Source organism: Nocardioides sp. Z30_9 (assembly GCF_058215735.1).
The window spans coordinates 774,549-791,746 of record NZ_JBZAJF010000001.1 but is presented as its reverse complement, the minus strand read 5'-3'; the positions used below and the strand labels follow the sequence as shown (position 1 = coordinate 791,746).

Genomic DNA, 17,198 nt, shown 5'->3' with positions numbered 1-17,198 from the left:
GGCGTGGTGCGTGAGGTCAAGGTAGGGCAAAAGGTGTTCTCACGTAGGGTTCCGCGGGTGGCGCGCTCGAAGATCTCTCCGTGGGGCTTTGTCGGCCTCGGCGCGATGGCGTGCCTGCTGTTCCTGAACCTGGGCACCGCGAACGTGGCGCCCTGGTGGGTGACCGTCCTGTTCGTCCTGCTGTGGCTGGTGCTGTTCGTGCCGGCCGTGCGCTGGTTCGTGCCGCACCCCGACCGGGTGCCCTGGCTGCCGCTGCTGGGCCTGGTGGTCTGGCTGCCCACGATCGTGATCGGCACCCGCTACCTCGGCTGGGGCGGCTGAGCCGGGCCCGTGTCGTAGGTTCGCGCCATGTCTCGGCTGATCCACCTCAACGGGCCCTCGTGCGTCGGCAAGTTGACCCTGGCCCGCCGCTGTGCCGATGAGACGCACGCCTGCTGGAGGCGCTCGGCGAGGGTGTCAGCGCCGCCGCGGGCTGACCCGGAGGACGTAGTCCCGGGAGCCACCGTTGGCCGTGGTCACCAGCAGGTCGCCGTTGGGCGCGCGGGTCACTGAGCGCAGCCGGCCGTACTTGCGCAGTGCGGGCGGTGCCGCGAGGCTGCGGAACCTGCCCGCGGAGTCGAAGCGCATGAACATCAGGCGCTCGCCCTTCAGCGCCGCCACGGCGAGGGTGCCGTTGTACGCGCCCCACTTGCGCCCCAGCACCCAGGCCGCACCCGATGTGGCCAGGGTGGGTGAGCCCGAGCGCCAGCGGGCGTTGATCTGGGTCCCGGGGAGGCCCTGGTCGGTCATCGGGCGGCTCTCGTCGTAGCCCGGGACCGGGTTCCAGCCGTAGTCGCCGCCGTTGGCGAGCTGGTTGACCTCGTCGTCCCGGTTGGTCCCGTGCTCCACCGACCAGACCGCGCCCCCGGGCCGCTGGGCCAGGCCCTGCACGTTGCGGTGACCGTAGGTGAGCACGTAGCGCGCGGCGCGTGAGGACGAGCGGATCCACCGGTTCTTCGGCCACGGCGCCCCGGTGAACCGGTTCAGCCGCAGCGTCTTGCCCCCCAGGGAGTTCAGGTTGCGGGCGTTGGTGCCGGTGACCGCGTCACCGGTGCCGACGATCATCGCGTTGCCGCTGATCAGCAGCCGGCAGCCGCCGTGGCGGCCCGAGGTGGCGGGGATACCGGTGAGCAGCGGCTTGACCAGGGTGGCGGTGCGCGCGTTGCGCGAGAGTCGCCACTCCATCACCCGGACGTCGTGACGACCGCCGCCGAGGTAACCGCCCTGGCAGGTGTAGAACCGCCGGTTCTTCCCGAACGCGGGGTCCACGGCGAGCGACATCAGGCCGGTCTCGCCGCGGGCCCACACCGTGGAGGAGGCGTAGCCGACGCGGCGCACCTTGCCCTTGCGGACGGTCAGCAACCGCTTGGTGGCGCGCTCGGTGACCAGGAAGCGCCCCTTGCCGATCGGCTGGGCGTCCCAGGGCAGGTCGAGGCGTCGGGCGAGGACGGTGACCCGGAGGGCGGGCACCTTGGCGGCGCGCGCCTGGCTCCTCGTCTGGTCCTTCGTGCTGCCGGGCACTTCCACGGCCTGGCCGGCGTACGCCGTGCCGGTGAGGACGAGGAGCAGGCCGAGGGTCACCAGCAGGAGACGTCGCATCGTCTCAGGCTATGCCGGGAACGATGCAGAACTGAGGTACTCGGGCACCGTCACGCCATCATGTTCACGGGCTCGATGGTCAGGCCCGGGAACAGTGCGGGGACGGACCGGTCCGGGAAGCGCTTCTTGACGATCTCGGCGAGGACGTTGCGGTAGTCGGTGGTGACCTTGAGGTCACCGTCGATCACCGAGCCGGTCTCGAGGCCGGGCCAGGTGCCGTAGTACTTGCCGCCCTTCACGCCGGCCCCGGCCACCAGCATCATGTTGCCCCAGCCGTGGTCGAAGCCCTGGCTGCCGTTCTCGGCGATGCGGCGGCCGAACTCCGAGATCGTGACCACCGTGACCCGTGAGCTGAGGGTCCCGAGGTCGGTCATGAAGGCGGCGAGGGCCTGGGCGAAGCCGGAGATGTTGCTCTGCATCGAACCCCAGGTGAGCGTCCCGTAGTTCGTGTGCAGGTCCCAGTTGCCGGCGTCGATGGCGATGACGTCGGTGCCGATGTTCGCGCGGATCAGCTTGGCCGCGTTCTTCAGCGGCTGGGCGAACGGGGTCGCGAACCACTCGGTCGGGTAGGCGGTGGAGCTGTTCGCCATCGACTTGAGCTTCTGCCCGGGCCCCTTGGAGATGGCCACCGCCTCGCGTGCGCCCGCGGCCAGTGGCCCGGTGGCGCCGGCCCACGCCGAGGTCAGCGAGGTGTAGCGCTGGGTGGCCCGGCCGTCGAGGCCGGGGACCAGCAGTCCGTCGAGGTCCTGGGTGGCCAGGGTGGGGTGCGGGCCGATCAGGGCGGTGGTCGGGAAGTTCATCCCGAGCTGCACCGCGTCCAGGGTCCCGTTCGCAGGACCGAGGCCGATCATCCGGTTGATCCAGCCGGTCCGCGCCGACGAGCCGGGCGCGGCGTCCTCGACCTCCTCGATGGCAGAGAAGTGAGAGCGGTTGGGTACGGCGAGCCCGGTGGCCTGGATCGCGGCGAGCTTCCCGCCCTTCCACAGGGGCTCGAGCGGCTTCATCGCCGGGTGCAGCCCGAACATGGAGTCCGCGCAGAGCAGGGTGTTGGCCTTGACCGCGGTCGTGGGACGGGCCTTGTAGTAGCCGGGGTCGCCGTGGGGGACCACGACGCCCATCCCGTCGATGCCACCACGCAGGCTGATCACGACCAGTGTGTTGCCGCCGGGGGTCCCCGCGAAGGTCGCCTGCATCATCGCGTCGCCGAACATCTGGGTCACGGCCATGCCGCCGCCCACGGCGGCGGCCCCCTGCAGCAGCGAACGCCGGGAGACCTGCGAGCGGGTGTGGTCGCTGCAGCAGGCGTTGTCCGGGGTGCTCGAGTGGCTCGAGTGGTTGGTCATGGCTTGCCTCACGTGGTCATGTGGTCGGGAGTGTCGAGAAGCGCGCAGACGAGTCGCGGGAACAGCCAGCTTCCGAGGTTGTGGTCCTTGGTGACGATGCTCGAGGCGGTCACGATCGCCCACTTCTCCGGACCCGTGACGGCCTGGGTGGCCACCTTCAGCAGGCGGGCATCGGCAGGCTTGCCCAGCCAGATCCGGCACAGGTGGTCGACGTAGGCGTCGAACCTCAGCGAGGACGCGGGCAGCCAGGAGGCCGCGGTGCGGTACTTCGCGCCCTCCTTGGGCCACCAGCCTCCGGCCTGGCTCTGGTGCATGTCGTAGCTCGCGAACAGGCGGGAGGCCGCCGACCAGGAGCGGCCGGTGAGCGGGGGACCGTCGGGTCGGGGCCAGGCGAAGACCCGGTCTCCGCCGTGGACGTAGTTGGCCGCGTTCGCCCACGAGTTCCCCGACCCGGGGGCCTGGACGTCCACGGCGAGCACGCGAGCGGTCGCGACGAGGTCCGCCACCGGCGTACGCACCTTCTGGCCCGTGGAGGTGAGGAACTCCGGGTGCCGCGAGAGCGCGGTGAGCACCGCCGAGATGCTGGTCCCCGAGCTCGTGTAGACCGCGGCCAGGGAGTTGACCAAGGCGTCGGAGGGGGAGTCCGAGACGAACTGCGTGGCGAGCTTGGTGACCACGCGCCGGGCGGTGGCCGGGTGGTGCGCGAGGTACTTCAGGTAGGCGATGGTCACGGCCTGGCCGTCCTCGGACGCGTTGGCGCTGGAGAAGCCGAGGACCTTGACCGGCCCCATGGTGTGCGCCTTCGGGTCGTACCGCACCGCGTAGCTCTTGCCCCAGTCGACGGTGTACCCGGAGAGGATCACCGCCGACGACTTGACCATGTCCTCGGTGTAGCCGGCGCTGCGTCCCACGGAGTGCAGCTCGAGGAGCTCACGGCCCTGGTTCTCGTTGGGCTTGTTGCGCACCGACTTCCAGTTGTCGAGGTAGAGCCGCATCGCCGGGTGCAGCGAGCACGCGGTGAGCAGCTCCTCGAACGTGCCCAGGGCGTGCCGGCGGATCGTGGCGTCGTAGTCGTAGCGGAACGCCCAGGCCCGGTCGTGGCCGACCGGGATGTGCAGCAGGGCGGACCAGAGCTCGGTCATGGTCTCCAGCACGGACCGTTCGGAGTAGATCCGGCGCAGGATGCTCCAGTTGCCGAGGTCGTTGCCGTACTCCCAGGCCTGCTTGCCGGTCCCGGCGTTCGTCTCGGCCTTCTCGGCGGCCGAACGCCGCAGCGGTGAGAACCAGGAGTCGATGCTGGCGATCTTCGCTGCCTCCGGGATGCTCCCTGGGGACAGCTGCTTGGCCAGCCAGGCCTCGGGGGAGCCCGCAGCCCGGAGCTGGGCCAGCGACCTCGGGGTGAACCCGGTGCCGAACCGGTTCAGGTAGAGCCGCTCGCGAGCGGTCGGTGTCGGGGCCGGGGACCGCCACGCCTGGTTCGCCGGGGTGGCCGTGGGCTTCTTCACCGTGGCCGGCTTCTTGACGACCGGCTTGGGCTTCGGCTTCGGCTTCGGCTTGGGCTTCGGCTTGACGACGCGACGGCGCTTGACCTTGACGCGGAGGCGACGCTTCTTGCGCCGCTTGCGCTTCCTGGTGTCGAAGATTGCCATCTGCTGCCCCCGCCGAGCTGTCGAACACGTCCGTGAAGACATCGTCGCGGCTCAGCGTGGAAAATGCTGACGAATAGCCAAAAACGCATCAAAACGGACACGGGTCCGTCCCGGGGGGAGGTGCCCGGCTCAGAAGGTGTGCTCGGCTCCGGGGAACTCGCCGGCCCTGACCTCGGCGGCGTAGGCGCGGGCACCGTCGAGGAGTACGCCGCGCACGTCGGCGTACTGCTTGACGAACCGGGCCATCTTCCCGGCCCTGAGCCCGAATGCGTCCTGCCACACGAGCACCTGGCCGTCGCAGTCGGCGCCCGCGCCGATGCCGATCGTCGGGATCGACAGCTCCTCGGTGACCCGAGCGGCAACGTCTCCGGGAACCATCTCCATCACCACGGCGAAGGCTCCGGCCTCCTGGACCGCGCGCGCGTCGTCGAGGATGCGATCACCGGTCTCGCCCCGCCCCTGGACGCGGTAGCCGCCGAGGGCGTGCTCGCTCTGGGGGGTGAACCCGATGTGGGCCATCACGGGGACTCCGCCCCGGCTGAGCAGTTCGATCTGGGGAGCCATCTCCCGCCCGCCCTCGAGCTTGATCGCGTGGGCGCCGCCCTCCTTCATGAACCGCACCGCGGTGTCGTAGGCCTGCTCCGGCGACCGCTGGTAGGACCCGAAGGGGAGGTCGCCGACCACCAGGGACCTCGTCACCGAGCGGGAGACGGCCCGGGTGAGCGGGATCAGCTCGTCCACAGTCACCGGCAGCGAGCTCTCGTTGCCGTAGACGTTGTTGGAGGCACTGTCACCGACGAGCAGGACCTCGATGCCGGCCTCGTCGAAGATCTGCGCGGTGTACATGTCATAGGCGGTGAGCATCGCGAACCGCTCCCCGCGCTGCTTGAGCTCGCGCAGGTGCTGGGTGCGGATGCGCTTTCCCGGTCGGGGGGTCGAGGGCTGCGAGGCCCCGGCGCCGCCTGCTGACGAGCCGGTGCCGTAGGGCGCGGTTTCTTCGCTCATGCGAGGAACGCTAGACCCGCAACGGCGAGAACGCCCCTGTGTTGCTGCTCACGCCGGGTGCAAGACTGCGACCCGTGGACTTCAACTCGGCCTATGCCCACGGGTTCGCCCGGATCGCCGCCTGCACGGTGCCGGTGACGATCGCGGACCCAGCCACCAACGCCGCGACGGTGATCGAGCAGGCACGCGAGTGCCACGACGACGGTGTCGCCGTCGCGATCTTCCCCGAGCTGTGCCTGTCGGGGTACTCCATCGAGGACCTCTTCCTCCAGGACACCCTGCTCGAGGCGGTCCGGGAGGCCATCGGGGAGATCTGCACGGCCAGCGAGGACCTGCGTCCCGTGCTGGTCGTCGGTGCTCCGCTGCGCAAGGGGAACCGGGTCTACAACTGTGCGGTGGTGATCCACCGGGGCGCCGTGCTCGGCGTGGCGCCGAAGTCGTTCCTGCCGACCTACCGCGAGTTCTACGAGGCCCGCTGGTTCGCCGCGGGCGAGGACCAGCGGGGGGAGTACATCGACCTGGTGGGCGCAACGGTGCCGTTCGGCCCCGACCTGATCTTCCGTGCCACCGACCTGCCCGACCTGAGCCTGTTCGTCGAGGTGTGCGAGGACATGTGGGTCCCGGTGCCGCCGAGCGCCCACGCCGCGCTGGCCGGGGCCACGGTGCTGGTCAACCTCTCCGGGTCCCCGATCACCATCGCCCGCGCCGAGGACCGCAAGCAGCTGGTCCGCTCGGCCAGCTCGCGCTGCTCGGCCGCCTACGCGTACGCCGCCGGCGGCCAGGGCGAGTCCACCACCGACCTGTCGTGGGACGGGCAGACGATGATCTACGAGTGCGGCGGCCTGCTCGCCGAGGGGGACCGGTTCCCCGACGGCCCGCGCCGCACGATCGCCGATGTCGACCTGGACCGGATCCGCCAGGAGCGGATGCGCCAGGGCACCTTCGACGACAACCGGCGATCGGAGGGGGTCGACGGCGGCGACTTCCGCGAGATCGCGCTGACCCTGGCGCCGCCGACCGGCGACATCGGGCTGCGGCGCAAGGTCGACCGGTTCCCGTTCGTCCCCGACGACGCGGAGCGGCTGGCACTGGACTGCTTCGAGGCCTACAACATCCAGGTCTCCGGGCTCGAGCAGCGGCTGCGCGCGATCGGCCAGCCGAAGGTCGTCATCGGCGTCTCGGGCGGACTCGACTCGACCCATGCCCTGATCGTGGCCGCCAAGGCGATGGACCGGCTCGGGAGGCCACGCAGCGACATCCTCGCGTTCACGCTGCCGGGGTTCGCCACCGGCGACACCACCAAGTCCTACGCGACCCGGCTCTCGCACGCCCTCGGCACCACGTTCGAGGAGATCGACATCCAGCCCGCGGCCAAGCAGATGCTGACCGACATGGGCCACCCGTTCGCGCAGGGCGAGGAGGTCTACGACATCACCTTCGAGAACGTCCAGGCCGGCCTGCGCACGGACTACCTGTTCCGGATCGCCAACCAGCGTCGGGGCATCGTGCTCGGCACCGGTGACCTCTCCGAGCTCGCCCTGGGCTGGTGCACCTACGGCGTCGGCGACCAGATGTCCCACTACACGGTGAACTCCGGCGTGCCGAAGACGCTCGTGCAGCACCTGATCCGCTGGGTCGTCAGCAGCGAGCAGCTCGGGGACAGCGACGACGAGGTGAACCAGCTGCTCACCGACATCGTGGGGCAGGAGATCACTCCCGAGCTGATCCCGACCCGCGAGGGGGAGAAGGCGCAGTCGACCGAGGACTCGGTGGGGCCCTACGCCCTGCACGACTTCACGTTGTTCCACGTCCTCCGGTTCGGGTTCCGGCCCAGCAAGATCGCCTTCCTCGCCGAGCACGCGTGGTCGGACGCCGAGGCGGGGGAATGGCCCCCGAACTACCCTGAGGAGAACCGGCCCGAGTACCACTTGGGCGACATCCGGGAGTGGCTCGAGGTGTTCATCAAGCGTTTCTTCGCCAGCCAGTTCAAGCGCTCCGCCCTGCCCAACGGCCCGAAGGTCAGCGCCGGCGGGACGATGTCGCCTCGCGGCGACTGGCGGATGCCCAGCGACGCGGGCCCGGCCGCCTGGCTGGCCGAGCTCGAGAACGTTCCACGGTCCTGATGGTCGAGCGCATCCTGGTCGTCCAGCACGAGGAGGACTGCCCGCCGGCGTGGGTGGGGGACTGGCTCGTCGAGCTGGGCTGCACCCTCGAGGTGCACCGCCCCTACACCGGGACGTCGCTGCCGCCAGGTCTCGACGGGTACGACGCGCTCCTGGTCCTCGGCGGCGCCATGGGTGCCAACGACGACGCCGCCCATCCGTGGCTGGCACCGACCCGGGAGCTGGTCCGCGAGGCCGCCCGCCGTCGCGTGGCCACCCTGGGCATCTGCCTGGGGCACCAGCTGGTGGCGGTGGCGCTGGGTGGCGAGGCGGGGCCCAACCCGCGCGGCCAGCAGCTGGGGCTGCTGCCGATCGGCTGGACCGACGCCGCGGCCACCGACGACCTCACCGCGTCCCTGGTGGGCACCCGCTTCGGGGTGCACTGGAACAACGACCTGGTGCTGCGCGCGCCGGAGGGAACGGTGGTGCTGGCCGAGACCCCCGCAGGCGAGCTGCAGGCTGCCAGGTTCGCCCCGACGGTGTGGGGTGTGCAGCTGCACCCGGAGGTCAACGAGAGCATCCTGGCCACCTGGGCCGAGGACGACCGGGACCGCTACGACGAGGGTCACCTCGAGGAGGTCCTGCGCACCGTCGCCGCCGCGCGCAACGAGTTGGCAGCCGGTTGGCGCCCGCTCGCACGGGCCTTCTCGGCTCTGCCCTAGGCTCGACCCATGGGTAAGCAGGAAGACTTCGTACTGCGCGCACTCGAAGAGCGCGATGTCCGGTTCGTTCGACTCTGGTTCACCGACGTGCTCGGCTACCTCAAGTCGGTCTCGGTGGCGCCGGCGGAGCTGGAGAACGCCTTCTCCGAGGGCATCGGCTTCGACGGTTCCGCGATCCAGGGTTTCGCCCGGGTGACCGAGGCCGACATGCTGGCCCACCCCGACCCGGCCACCTTCCAGCTGCTGCCGTGGCGCGGCGAGACCCCGTCGACCGCGCGGATGTTCTGCGACATCTTCATGCCCGACGGCTCCCCGTCGTACGCCGATCCGCGCTACGTGCTCAAGCGGACGCTGCAGAAGGCGGCCGACAAGGGCTTCACCTTCTACACCCACCCCGAGATCGAGTTCTACCTCTTCCAGGGGCGCCCCGGCATGGGCGAGGAGCCGGTCCCGGTCGACCGCAGCGGGTACTTCGACCACACCGCGCAGTCACGCGGCTCGGACTTCCGCCGCGAGGCGATCAACATGCTCGAGTCGATGGGCATCTCGGTGGAGTTCAGCCACCACGAGGGCGGTCCCGGCCAGCAGGAGATCGACCTGCGCTACGCCGACGCGCTCTCCACGGCCGACAACATCATGACCTTCCGCACCGTCGTGCGTGAGGTCGCGCTGAGCCAGGGCATCTGGGCCAGCTTCATGCCCAAGCCGTTCACCACCCACCCCGGCTCCGGGATGCACACCCACGTCTCGCTCTTCGAGGGCGACACCAACGCCTTCTTCGAGGCCGGCGCGGAGTACCAGCTCTCGAAGACCGCCCGTCACTTCATCGCGGGCATCCTGCGGCACGCCAGCGAGATCACCTGCGTCACCAACCAGTGGGTGAACTCCTACAAGCGGCTGATCGGCGGCGGCGAGGCCCCGTCGTACAAGTCGTGGGGGCACAACAACCGCTCCGCGATGGTGCGGGTGCCGATGTACAAGCCCAACAAGGGCCAGTCGACGCGCATCGAGCTGCGCTCCATCGACGCCGCGTGCAACCCCTACCTCGCCTACGCGGTCGTGCTCGCTGCCGGCATGAAGGGGCTCGAGGAGGAGTACGAGCTCCCGCGTGAGGCCGAGGACGACGTCTGGTCGCTGACCGACCGCGAGCGCAAGGCGCTCGGGCTCGAGCAGCTGCCCAAGACCCTCTACGAGGCCATCAAGATCGCCGAGGACTCCGAGCTGCTGGCCGACACGCTGGGCGAGCACGTCTACGAGTTCTTCCTGCGCAACAAGCGGGCGGAGTGGGAGGACTACCGCGGCCAGGTCTCGGCCTACGAGCGCGACCGGATGCTTCCGGTCATCTGAGCACGGGAGCGGTGAGGATAGGTTCCCCGGATGACCCCTCGAGCCGACTTCACCCAGGGCCAGCTCGTCCGTCTCGGTTTCCTCGATCCCGACCGCGCCCGCACGCTGATCGCGCAGCTCGGCGAGGTGAGCGCCCCGATCATTCCGCTGATCGGGCGCAGTGCGGACCCTGACCAGGCGCTCGCCGCCCTGATCGACCTCGCCGACGCGGTCGAGGATCGCGACCGGCTGTTGGCGGAGGTGGCCGACGACGAGGGCACCTCGATGCGGCTGCTCTCGGTGCTCGGGGCCAGCCAGGCGCTCGCTGACCACCTGCGCCGTCATCCCGAGCACTGGCACGAGCTGTGCGACCCCTCGCTGGGGTCGACGCGTCCGGCGGCGTACGCGATGCGGGCCTCGCTGGTCCGGGCCGTGGGCGGGGACCCCGACGAGGCCGAACCGGTCGCGACCCTGCCCCACGCCGAGGCGATGGATGCCCTGCGGGTGGACTACCGGCGCCAGCTCCTGCGGCTCGCCTCCCGCGACCTGGCACACCACCTCCGCGTCGACGACGCGGCCGCCGAGCTGGCCGACCTCGCCGCCGGCACCCTCGAGGCCGCCCTCGCAGTGGCGCGCGCCAAGGTGGGGGAGGCGGCCGGGTCCTGCCGGTTCGCGGTGATCGCGATGGGCAAGTGCGGGGGGCACGAGCTCAACTACGTCAGCGACGTGGACGTGGTCTACGTCGCGGAGCCGGTCGAGGGCCACGACGATCACGTGGCGATGCGTGCGGCCACGCAGCTCGCCTCGGTGCTGATGCAGGTCTGCTCCGAGCACACCCGCGAGGGCACCATCTGGCCGGTCGACGCCAACCTGCGTCCCGAGGGCTCCTCGGGCCCGCTGGTGCGCACCCTGGCCAGCCACTGCGGCTACTACGAGCGCTGGGCCAAGACCTGGGAGTTCCAGGCCCTGCTCAAGGCACGCCCGGTGGCGGGCGACCACGCGCTGGGCCGGGAGTACGCCGAGGTGATCGGGCCCCTGGTCTGGTCGGCTGCGGAGCGTGACGGCTTCGTCGAGGAGGTCCAGGCGATGCGCCGCCGCGTCCTCGACCACATCCCGGCCAGCCACGCCGAGCGACAGCTCAAGCTCGGCTCCGGTGGCCTGCGCGACGTCGAGTTCGCCGTACAGCTGCTGCAGATGGTGCACGGCCGCACCGACGAGGAGGTGCGCCAGCCCGCCACCCTGAGCGCCCTGGCGAGCCTCACCGAACGCGGCTACGTCGGTCGCGAGGACGGCCGCTCGCTGCACGACGCCTACGCCTTCCTGCGCACCCTCGAGCACCGGATCCAGCTGTACAAGCTGCGCCGGACCCACGAGATGCCCGAGGACGAGGAGTCGCTGCGCCGCCTCGGTCGTTCGCTGGGCTACACCCGGGACCCGGTGCGTGAGCTGGACGACCAGTGGCACTTCCACCAGAGGGAGGTGCGCCGGCTGCACGAGAAGCTGTTCTACCGCCCGCTGCTCTCCGCGGTGGCCCGGATCAGCGGTGACGAGGTCAGGATGAGCCCCGGTGCCGCCCAGGCCCGGCTCGCCGCCCTGGGCTACCAGGACCCGAAGGCCGCCCTGCGCCACCTCGAGGCGTTGACCGCCGGGGTCTCGCGCACCGCGCAGATCCAGCGCACGCTGCTGCCGGTGATGCTGCGCTGGTTCGCCGATGCGCCCGACCCGGACGCCGGGCTGTTCGGCTTCCGCCGGATCTCCGAGGCGCTGGGGACCACCCCGTGGTACCTGCGGCTGCTGCGCGACGAGGGGGAGGCGGCCCAGCGGATGGCCACGGTGCTGGCGACGAGCCGCTACGCCACCGACCTGCTCCAGCGCGAGCCGCAGGGCGTGGCCATCCTCGGGGAGCAGGAGCGCCTCGAGCCGCTCTCCCGCGAGACGGTGCAGAAGGAGATGCAGGCCGCGGCCGCCCGCCGGGACAGCGCCGCGGACGCCGTGGTCGCCATCCGGGCGATCCGGCGGCGCGAGCTGCTCCGGATCAGCGTGGCCGACCTGTGCGTCCCCTTCGGGGTGGCCGAGGTGGGCTACGCGCTCACCGACATCACCAGCGCCACCCTCGAGGCCTCCCTGGCCGCGGTGATCCGGGGGGTCGAGCGCACGCGCGGGGTGTCGATGCCCACCCGGATGGCGATCATCGCCATGGGGCGCTACGGGGGCTACGAGCTCGGCTACGGCAGCGATGCGGACGTGATGTTCGTGCACGAGCCGCTGCCGGGCGCCGATCCCGAGCTGGCCGCGTCGATGGCACAGTCGGTGGCCAACGAGGTGCGCTCCCTGCTCTCGGCGCAGGCCCGCGACCCGGCACTCGAGGTGGACACGGGGCTCCGGCCCGAGGGGCGGCAGGGGCCGCTGGTCCGGACCCTCGACTCCTACGCGGCGTACTACGCCAAGTGGTCGGCCGTCTGGGAGGCCCAGGCGCTGCTGCGGGCGGCGCCGATCGTCGGCGACGCCGGGTTGTGCGAGCGCTTCGGCCAGCTGATCGACCCGCTGCGCTTCCCCGAGGGCGGGCTCAGCAGCGACGACGTCATCGAGGTACGGCGGATCAAGGCCCGGGTCGACGACGAGCGGCTGCCCCGCGGGGCCGACCCGGCGACCCACTTCAAGCTCGGCCGCGGGGGACTCTCCGACGTGGAGTGGACCGTGCAGCTGCTCCAGATGCGGCACGCGGGCCGGCTTCCGGAGCTGCGCACCACCAAGACCCTCGAGGCGCTGGAGGTGGCCGTGGAGCACGACCTCCTCGAGGTGAGCGACGCCCACGGGCTCGCCGAGGCGTGGAGGTTCGCGAGCAGGGCTCGCAACGCGACGGTCCAGGTCCGTGGGAAGCCCGCCGACCAGCTGCCGCGCGATGCCCGGGAGCGGGCTGCGGTGGCCGCCATCCTCCAGTACGAGCCCGGTCAGTCCGACGAGATGGTCAACGACTACCTCCGCTCCGCGCGGCGGGCGCGCGGCATCGTGGACCGGGTGTTCTGGTCCTGAAGAGATGGCCTTCAGTTCAGCGAAAGTAAGTTAATATCTTCAGATGCAGGATCTGAAGCCCGGAACTTCACTGGCGGCCCTGATCGGTGACGTGGTGGGCTCGCGCGAGGTGACCGACCGCCCGCAGCTGCACGCCGGGCTCGTCTCGGTCCTGGACCAGGCGAACGCGGTCCTCGACCCGGCGGTGCCCCTGCGGATCACGGTCGGCGACGAGTACCAGGGATGCTTCGAGACCGTGGGGGAGGCGCTGCACGCCACCTTGTGGCTGCGGCTGCACCTGCCCTTCGACGTACGCCACGGGGTGGGGTGGGGGCCGGTGGCGGTCCTCGCCGACTCGCCCCGGGTGGAGGATGGGCCGGGCTGGTGGGCCGCCCGCGGAGCCATCGACGAGGTCAGGACCGACGCCTCCAGGCCGGGTACCCGGTTGCTGCGTACGGCGTACCGCCGCGCCGACCGCACCGCGGGACCCGACCCCGATGCGGTGAACGCGGCCCTGATGTGTCAGGACCAGATGATTGGCTCCGTCTCGGAGCGATCGCTGCGGCTGCTCCGAGGAGCCCTCGAGGGGCACAGCCAGGCCGAGCTCGCCGAACTCGAGGGCATCTCCGCCTCGGCCGTGTCGCAGCGGGTGCGCAACGACGGGCTGGCCGTGATCCTCGCGGCCGGCCAGCTGCTGAGAGGTGTCACGTGAGCTGGATCGCGGTGCTGTTGATCGGGGTGGCCGTGTGCGACCTCGCCCGCTCGGTGCGTCCGGTCCCGGTGGTCAACGAGTGCGCCGCTGCCGCGGTGGCGGTGGGGGTCGGCCTCCTCGCCGGGCTCACCACTCCGGCCGATGTGGGCGCGCTGGTCGTGATCGCGGCCCTGGTGGTGCTCTGGGGCCAGACCGTGGACCGGTCCCGCCACCGGGGGCGGGCGTGGGTCCCGCTGACGGTGCTCGGTGGCTCGCTGCTGCTCGGGTTGTTCACCTCGGCGTGGGCCGGCCAGGCCGGCGGCCTGCTGGGGGAGTGGCTGGCCCAGACCCAGCTGCCCGCCGTGCACGGGACCAGCGCCGACCGGGCGCTGCTCCTGACCGGGGCGTTCCTGGTGCAGCTGAGCACCGGCAACGTGGTGGTGCGACTGGTGCTGGCGGTCACCGGCACCGTGAACCCGGCCGTGCAGGACACGGTCGAGGACCCCGGGCAGCGGCTCAAGGGGGGACGCCTGCTCGGCCCGATGGAACGGCTGCTCATCCTCGGGCTGGGTCTCTCGGGCCAGCTGACCGCCGCCAGCATCGTGATCGCGGCCAAGGGGCTGCTGCGGTGGCCCGAGCTGCACTCCAGGTCCGAGCAGCAGTGGATCCACCGGCTCACCGAGTACTTCCTGGTGGGCAGCTTCGTCAGCTGGCTGGTGGGCCTGAGCGCCCTCGCGCTGCTCGCCCGCTAGCAGCGCGGCGCCGCGCCGGTCACAGCACCAGCTCCGGCTGGAGGCGGTTCGGCGTCCACACCCGCTGGCGGCGGGCGGCGACGGCGGTCGCCAGCAGGGCGAGCAGGAACACGCCGAACAGCACTCCCAGGTCCCGTGCGACGGTCAGGGCCTGCCCGCCGTACAGGGTCTGGCGCAGCCCGTTGACCGCATAGCTCATCGGCAGGGCCCAGTGCAGCGATCGCAGCGGTTCGGGGATCGTCTCCCACGGGAAGGTGCCCCCTGCGGTGACCAGCTGGACCAGCATCAGGACCAGGCCCAGGAACTCCCCGACCGTGCCGAGCCAGGCGTTGAGCGCCTGCAGGATCGCCACGAACGTCGCCGAGGCCACCAGCAGGAGCAGCGCGGTCAACAGCTTGTCGACCGGGTCGATCCTGAGCGCGAACCCGACGATCGCGAACATGACCGCGACCTGGAGGATGCCGACGACCACCGGGGGGAGCAGGCCCCCCAGCGCCGTCCTGCCCGAGGGGCCGTTCGCCGCGAGGGCGCGCCTCGAGAGCGGGCGCACCAGCAGGAACAGCATGTAGGCGCCGATCCACGTGGCCAGCGACATGAAGAAGGGCGCGAGCCCGGCACCGTAGGAACCGGCGCGGGCGAGGGTGTCGTCGCGGACCCCGACGGGGTCGGCGATCGTGCGCGCCGTGGCGCGCTGGGTCGACGCGGAGAGGTCAGGCACCTTCTGCGCGCCCGCGCGGAGCCCGTTGCCGAGCTGAGTCATGCCGGCCTGCAGCCGGCGGCTGCCGTCGCGCAGGGCGATGCTCGACCCGGCGAGGCGACGCGCGCCCTCGGAGACCTGTGCCGTGCCGGAGGCGAGCCGGGCGCTGTCGCCGGCCAGGGTGCTGGCCCCGTTCGCCAGCTGTGAGCTGCCGGACGCGACCCGGGAGCCACCCGACGCAGCGATGGCGACGCCCCGCGCGAGGGCCGGCGCAGCGTCGGCCAACCGGTCCGCGCCGCTGGCGACCTGCTGCGAGCCCGTGCTCAGCGCGCCGAGCTCGCTCGCCGCGCTGTCCGCGGTCCCCACCGCGTTTGCCGCGCTGGCGCGGGTGTCCTCGAAGAGCCGGGACAGCTCGGCCGCCTGGGCCTGGGTGAGGGCGCCCTGCCGGACCAGGAGCTGCAGCCCGGAGATCAGCTCGGCGATCGAGCCGTCGAGCTGGCCCACCACGGCGCGCACGGCGGCGGCGGACTGTCTCCCGATCGCGGCGACGCGGGCGTTGCCCGCGGCCACCTGTGCTGCTCCGTTGGCCAGCCGTCGGGTGTCGGAGGGCAGCACGGCGGTACGCCGCTGCAGGGTGTCGAGCCCGTCGGCCAGGGTCGCGGTGCCGTTGCTGAGCTCGTAGCTCGCGCCGGAGAGCCGGTCGGCCCCCGCCGCGAGGCCGCTCGCGCCGCTCGCCGTCTCACCGGCGCCGCTGGCCAGGCTGGCGGTCCCGCCCACGAGCTCGTCGGTCGCCCGAGTGAGCCGGACACTTCCTGCGACCAGCTGCTGCGCGCCTCTCGCCCCTCGTTGCAGATCGGTGTGGACCACGTCGAGCCCACGCAGGAAGGTGTCCGCCGACGTGGTGCCGACCTGACGCGCGATCGCGTTGCGCACGTCCTCGGCGGCCGTCTTGGCCAGGGTGGTGGCGAGGTAGTTGTTGGCGTCGTTGGTGATCAGCTCCAGGCTCGCCTGGTGGGGCTGGTAGCGCGCAACGGAGGTGAGGTCCTCGGAGAACTGGGGGCCGATGACGAGCACCGCGTCGTAGCGGCCCGTGCGCACCCCCGACTCGGCCTCCTGCTGCGAGGTCTCCTGCCAGCCGAACCCACCGTTGCCGTCGAGGAGGCGGTCGGCCACCTGCTGGCCGTAGTGCACCTCCTTGGAGGTCCGGGTGACGGGGTCGACCAGCGTGGCGCCCCGGTCCTGCATCACCAGCGCGGCCGGGACCCGGTCGAGCGATCCGTAGGGATCCTCGTTGGCGAACACGTAGAGGCCGGCGTACAGCGTCGGGATCACGACCATGGCGAGGATCGCCAGCTTGGGCAGCGTCCCGGCGGTGATCCGCCGGAGCTCGGTGACGGCCAGACGGATCGCGATCATCGATCTTCCCTGCTCTCCTGCGATGGGGGTGGTTGTCGCTGGTCGGCGGAGCCCAGCAGGTCCAGTCGGCGGGTCTCCTCGGACTCGTCCTGCGGAGGTGACACCTGGCCGCCGAGGCTGGAGACGTCGATCGAGGGACGCACGCGCAGTGCCTCCTCCGGGGTGTATCGCGCCGCCGTACCCTCACGGGCCGGGGCGATGTCGGCGCCGAGGTCCCGGGCCGAGGACCGGCCGCACTGGACCAGCACGCCGTAACCCAGTGCGGCGTAGGACTGGGCGATGCCCCACCACCCGTACGGTTCCCCGCCGTGACGATCGGGAAGGGAGAGCACGAGGAAGCGCACGCCCCGGCGCTCCACCGCCAGGGCGGTGAGCAGGCTGGTGCGGACCGCGCCGGTGAGTGCGTCCACCCGGTGATCCCGGACCTGGCCCAGGGCGTGCCGCTCCAGCCACCGGGTGACCGCGGCAGGGGTCGCCCCCTTGCGGGCCAGTGCGAGGTCCTCGGCGGTGACCGTGCCGACCGGCATCGCGTCGTCGGGTGCGGACACCTCGGGCAGGTCCACCACGGCGGAGACCCGGCGCAGCTCCGCCATCACCTGGCGCTCGCTCCCGTCGTCGGCGACCAGCCTGATCCGTCCGGACTCGGGGCGGAGCCGTCCGGTCGCCGTCAGCGCCAGCGCCGAGTGACCGTGGCCGGGTTCGCCGGCCATGAGGACGCACTCGCCGGCGTCGAGGTCGAGGTGCTCGAGCTCGAGAAGTGGCCCCCGTCGGCCGATGACCCGCACGTCGTCGAGTACGAGCGGCACTGCGTCACGTCTTGGCTGGCGTGGGAGCGGGTGGGCGCC

Annotated in this window: 13 protein-coding genes; 7 read left to right on the top strand and 6 right to left on the bottom strand. The window is 71.5% G+C overall.

The features are described from left to right. Positions 1–57 precede the first annotated feature (57 nt). Positions 58–321, top strand: coding sequence for a hypothetical protein (locus tag AC4BGB_RS03930; protein ID WP_490544907.1), 264 nt, complete (start codon positions 58–60; stop codon positions 319–321). Positions 322–456: 135 nt separating this feature from the next. On the opposite strand, the gene AC4BGB_RS03925 is transcribed toward AC4BGB_RS03930, so the two are convergent. The 4 genes from AC4BGB_RS03925 to panB all read right to left on the bottom strand — a co-directional run bounded on the left by AC4BGB_RS03925 (position 457) and on the right by panB (position 5,635). Next, complete coding sequence (locus AC4BGB_RS03925; RefSeq protein WP_490544906.1) at positions 457–1,638, bottom strand: PQQ-dependent sugar dehydrogenase; 1,182 nt, start codon at positions 1,636–1,638, stop codon at positions 457–459. 50 nt (positions 1,639–1,688) lie between these two features. Next, positions 1,689–2,981, bottom strand: a complete 1,293-nt coding sequence (locus AC4BGB_RS03920; RefSeq protein ID WP_490544904.1) for a DUF1501 domain-containing protein — start codon at positions 2,979–2,981, stop codon at positions 1,689–1,691. 8 nt (positions 2,982–2,989) lie between these two features. Beyond that, a complete protein-coding gene (locus AC4BGB_RS03915) occupies positions 2,990–4,630 on the bottom strand; it encodes a DUF1800 domain-containing protein (RefSeq protein WP_490544902.1) in 1,641 nt (546 codons plus the stop codon). 129 nt (positions 4,631–4,759) lie between these two features. Further along, complete coding sequence (gene panB / locus AC4BGB_RS03910; protein ID WP_490544900.1) at positions 4,760–5,635, bottom strand: 3-methyl-2-oxobutanoate hydroxymethyltransferase; 876 nt, start codon at positions 5,633–5,635, stop codon at positions 4,760–4,762. 74 nt (positions 5,636–5,709) lie between these two features. On the opposite strand from panB, the gene AC4BGB_RS03905 reads away from it, so the two are divergent. The 6 genes from AC4BGB_RS03905 to AC4BGB_RS03880 are packed head-to-tail and all read left to right on the top strand — an operon-like array spanning position 5,710 to position 14,240. After that, positions 5,710–7,758 (top strand): NAD(+) synthase, encoded by a 2,049-nt coding sequence (locus tag AC4BGB_RS03905; protein WP_490544898.1) that lies wholly within the window; start codon positions 5,710–5,712, stop codon positions 7,756–7,758. Beyond that, on the top strand, positions 7,758–8,459 hold the full coding sequence (locus tag AC4BGB_RS03900) for a type 1 glutamine amidotransferase (RefSeq protein ID WP_490544896.1): 702 nt from the start codon (positions 7,758–7,760) through the stop codon (positions 8,457–8,459). Before AC4BGB_RS03905 ends, AC4BGB_RS03900 begins: the two co-directional genes overlap by 1 nt. A gap of 9 nt (positions 8,460–8,468) precedes the next feature. Further along, positions 8,469–9,806 (top strand): type I glutamate--ammonia ligase, encoded by a 1,338-nt coding sequence (gene glnA / locus AC4BGB_RS03895; protein WP_490544895.1) that lies wholly within the window; start codon positions 8,469–8,471, stop codon positions 9,804–9,806. A 30-nt stretch (positions 9,807–9,836) separates the two neighbouring features. Further along, positions 9,837–12,818 carry a bifunctional [glutamine synthetase] adenylyltransferase/[glutamine synthetase]-adenylyl-L-tyrosine phosphorylase gene (locus AC4BGB_RS03890; protein WP_490544894.1) on the top strand — a complete coding sequence of 994 codons (2,982 nt, stop codon included), beginning with the start codon at positions 9,837–9,839 and terminating at the stop codon, positions 12,816–12,818. A gap of 43 nt (positions 12,819–12,861) precedes the next feature. Next, entirely contained in the window at positions 12,862–13,509 is a 648-nt protein-coding gene (locus AC4BGB_RS03885; RefSeq protein ID WP_490544893.1) for a SatD family protein, read from the top strand. Continuing rightward, positions 13,506–14,240, top strand: a complete 735-nt coding sequence (locus AC4BGB_RS03880) for a hypothetical protein (protein ID WP_490544891.1) — start codon at positions 13,506–13,508, stop codon at positions 14,238–14,240. The genes AC4BGB_RS03885 and AC4BGB_RS03880 overlap by 4 nt, the downstream gene beginning before the upstream one ends. A 19-nt stretch (positions 14,241–14,259) precedes the next feature. Here AC4BGB_RS03880 and AC4BGB_RS03875 read toward each other — a convergent pair whose 3' ends face one another. Further along, on the bottom strand, positions 14,260–16,353 hold the full coding sequence (locus AC4BGB_RS03875; RefSeq protein WP_490544889.1) for a YhgE/Pip domain-containing protein: 2,094 nt from the start codon (positions 16,351–16,353) through the stop codon (positions 14,260–14,262). Further along, a complete protein-coding gene (locus AC4BGB_RS03870) occupies positions 16,350–17,159 on the bottom strand; it encodes an ATP-binding cassette domain-containing protein (RefSeq protein WP_490544887.1) in 810 nt (269 codons plus the stop codon). Before AC4BGB_RS03870 ends, AC4BGB_RS03875 begins: the two co-directional genes overlap by 4 nt. Positions 17,160–17,198 lie beyond the last annotated feature (39 nt).